Origin of the sequence: Acinetobacter sp. YH12142 (assembly GCF_013418435.1) — a bacterium.
In the GTDB taxonomy this organism is placed as follows: domain Bacteria; phylum Pseudomonadota; class Gammaproteobacteria; order Pseudomonadales; family Moraxellaceae; genus Acinetobacter; species Acinetobacter amyesii.
In genome coordinates this window covers 1-3,346 of record NZ_VPCB01000040.1, presented here as the reverse complement: position 1 = coordinate 3,346, position 3,346 = coordinate 1, and the positions used below count along the sequence as shown (strand labels likewise).

General features: G+C 47.4%; 4 protein-coding genes. 3 read left to right on the top strand and 1 reads right to left on the bottom strand.

The annotated features are described in order from the left end of the window. The first annotated feature begins 143 nt into the window (after positions 1–143). From sul2 to FTU77_RS15735, 3 genes are all read left to right on the top strand, one after another. Positions 144–959 (top strand): sulfonamide-resistant dihydropteroate synthase Sul2, encoded by an 816-nt coding sequence (gene sul2 / locus FTU77_RS15745; protein ID WP_001043260.1) that lies wholly within the window; start codon positions 144–146, stop codon positions 957–959. An 86-nt stretch (positions 960–1,045) separates the two neighbouring features. Beyond that, the gene (locus FTU77_RS15740) at positions 1,046–1,294 is read left to right on the top strand and encodes a phosphoglucosamine mutase (protein WP_071830581.1); all 249 of its coding nucleotides are present in this window, start codon (positions 1,046–1,048) and stop codon (positions 1,292–1,294) included. Positions 1,295–1,355: 61 nt separating this feature from the next. Then, the gene (locus FTU77_RS15735) at positions 1,356–1,820 is read left to right on the top strand and encodes an ATP-binding protein (RefSeq protein WP_071830580.1); all 465 of its coding nucleotides are present in this window, start codon (positions 1,356–1,358) and stop codon (positions 1,818–1,820) included. Positions 1,821–1,893: 73 nt separating this feature from the next. On the opposite strand, the gene mph is transcribed toward FTU77_RS15735, so the two are convergent. Next, entirely contained in the window at positions 1,894–2,781 is an 888-nt protein-coding gene (mph, locus tag FTU77_RS15730; RefSeq protein WP_071830579.1) for an Mph(E)/Mph(G) family macrolide 2'-phosphotransferase, read from the bottom strand. Between the last annotated feature and the right edge of the window lie 565 nt (positions 2,782–3,346).

The following is a 3,346-nucleotide window of genomic DNA, read 5'->3' as shown; positions in this document are numbered from 1 at the left end:
GTTCCATTTTAGAGATTTGTTTAAGATAAGATATAACTCATTGAGATGTGTCATAGTATTCGTCGTTAGAAAACAATTATTGTGACATTATTTCAATGAGTTATCTATTTTTGTCGTGTACAGAGATTATTATAGAAGCCCCCATGAATAAATCGCTCATCATTTTCGGCATCGTCAACATAACCTCGGACAGTTTCTCCGATGGAGGCCGGTATCTGGCGCCAGACGCAGCCATTGCGCAGGCGCGTAAGCTGATGGCCGAGGGGGCAGATGTGATCGACCTCGGTCCGGCATCCAGCAATCCCGACGCCGCGCCTGTTTCGTCCGACACAGAAATCGCGCGTATCGCGCCGGTGCTGGACGCGCTCAAGGCAGATGGCATTCCCGTCTCGCTCGACAGTTATCAACCCGCGACGCAAGCCTATGCCTTGTCGCGTGGTGTGGCCTATCTCAATGATATTCGCGGTTTTCCAGACGCTGCGTTCTATCCGCAATTGGCGAAATCATCTGCCAAACTCGTCGTTATGCATTCGGTGCAAGACGGGCAGGCAGATCGGCGCGAGGCACCCGCTGGCGACATCATGGATCACATTGCGGCGTTCTTTGACGCGCGCATCGCGGCGCTGACGGGTGCCGGTATCAAACGCAACCGCCTTGTCCTTGATCCCGGCATGGGGTTTTTTCTGGGGGCTGCTCCCGAAACCTCGCTCTCGGTGCTGGCGCGGTTCGATGAATTGCGGCTGCGCTTCGATTTGCCGGTGCTTCTGTCTGTTTCGCGCAAATCCTTTCTGCGCGCGCTCACAGGCCGTGGTCCGGGGGATGTCGGGGCCGCGACACTCGCTGCAGAGCTTGCCGCCGCCGCAGGTGGAGCTGACTTCATCCGCACACACGAGCCGCGCCCCTTGCGCGACGGGCTGGCGGTATTGGCGGCGCTGAAAGAAACCGCAAGAATTCGTTAACTGCACATTCGGGATATTTCTCTATATTCGCGGTTCAGCAGGCATGTCCCCTTTGAGGGCGACCCGACGACAGGATAATCGACCTTATGGTGCGCAAATATTTCGGCACAGACGGTATTCGTGGCAAAGCCAACGAAGGCGCGATGACGGCGGAAACCGCCTTGCGCGTCGGCATGGCGGCTGGCCGTGTCTTTCGTCGCGGTGACCACCGCCATCGTGTCGTGATCGGCAAGGATACGCGCCTGTCGGGCTATATGCTTGAACCCGCGCTCACAGCCGGTTTCACCTCGATGGGCATGGACGTATTCCTTTTTGGCCCGCTGCCGACAACGTAATAGGAAGAATAAACGCCCTTTTCACCCAAGTCCAAATTAATTTGCCGATTCCATAATCAGGGTGTATTACAATTCCATAGAGTTTTTCAATCCAGGTGGTTTAGCTGATAACTTAACGATTGATCAGCTTCTTCGTGAAGATTACTCGCCATGGGCGCGCAATAAAAGGATATCTGCCACGTTCAAAGAAGCGCATTTTATTGAAAAATATGGGTCAGGCATCAAACGAATCCAAGAAGGCTTCGCATCCTATGGTCTGCGTCCCCCTGTCTTTGAAAATTTCCAGCACGGTTTTCGAGTTATTGTCTCATCAAAGCTACTTTTCGAATCTAATGAGGGAGTAAGTGAGGGAGTAAATCTACTATTTAATCAGATAAGAACTAATCCAGGAAAGCGTGCACCATTTTTAGTAAACGAGCTATTAGTTCCTGTCAAGATAGTAGAGCGGTGGCTCAAAATCTTAAGAGATGATCATAAAATCGAGTTTCGAGGAGCTCCTAAAAGTGGAGGATACTGGCTAAAATAGAAATCAATGATACTCTTAAGTGGCACCAATCGAACTCCTATTTTAGCATTTAAAAAAGTATCCTCACATCATTTTATTGAACAATACCTAAGGCTGCTCTGGCGGCATTGATATGATTATCGTCGTTGCACTCTACCGCAAAAGCGCCATATGCTAATGGAGCTGCAGCAGCCCTCTCTATAGATTGTTCGTAGAGCCTATCCCATATCGTTCCGCCTTGTTTAGCATACTCCGTTATCAAACTCTTCAGGCTATCCTCTCCAAAAACCGATACGTGACCAGAAAAGTCCAGTGCAGGATCACCCATATGCGCAGTAGACCAATCTATGATACCAGAGGTCTTACCTTCCTTCGAGGTTAAGACATGCCCTGCATAGAGATCGCCATGGATGAAACAAGTGAATTCAGGCCACAAAGGGTCATTGTCCAACCATCTACGGTATCTGTTTTCCAACGGCTCGCTGATACCTATCTCAGATTTCACCAAGTGGATACGGTCAGCTATTTCGGTCCTCAATTCACTTGGAGTCATTATTTTCAAGTTGCTCTTTCTCACATCGTCAGCTGTAATACGATGTAATTCGGCCAATGATTTTGCCAGAGACTCCACATAAGCTATGCTATCGCGATCTATGTTCCAAGAAACCTCATGTGTTATCGCATCGAATGTCAGAGCAGGCGCATCCTCCAGTAAAGGGTAGGCTATTAGGCGCTCCGATACAATTTTCCAATCAGGGACATTGATCGACAGGTTTCTTTTGGCTAAATCCAATATTCTACTTTCATTTTCGATTTGTTCAAGCATATCGCTTCTTCGAGGTATACGGAGTACCCAGTTCTCACCGTTTACTTCCTTTACAAAGGCAACTCTAAAGTCGATGCCCATCTCATTGACGCTCATCTCTTCCGAAATTCTCAGCCCATGCTCTAGGGCTAATGTTTGCATATCTTCGATTGTCATTTCTATACTGTTTTCTTTTATTAAATTGGTACCAGTTCCCCCGACAGGACATTCTGAATGTCATATACAGGTGTAACACTTTACCCATATTCTTTTCGTATGGATAACACTTCCCATCAGGGAACAAAAATCTGATACATGAATTAATTGTGAGACAGTAGACCTACTGTCGCATTGAAGCCATCTCGGCGACTATTTGATTAGGAAAACCAAGGCTTTGCCATCATAGCCTTATCATAGAAGTATAACATAGTTGTAAAGATAGAAAATTATTTTTTATTCATCCATGATGTTATTATTTTATAATAACATCATCTAAACATGTCCTGTCGCTCTTTTGTGCTGTGATATTTCATACCTATTAACTGCTTTCGTTTGAATTATACGACGTTCTACTCACAATAGGGCAAGGGTTACTCATTCCGTAGGATGCGGTTCACGTATAGGAAGAATAAACGCCCTTTTCACCCAAGTCCAACAGCTTTGGACCGCAGTTGACTCTTTCGACACCCCTGCGATGCAACCCAATCCGGCTGACGGGGAGCCAGCAACGCTGAAAATTTAC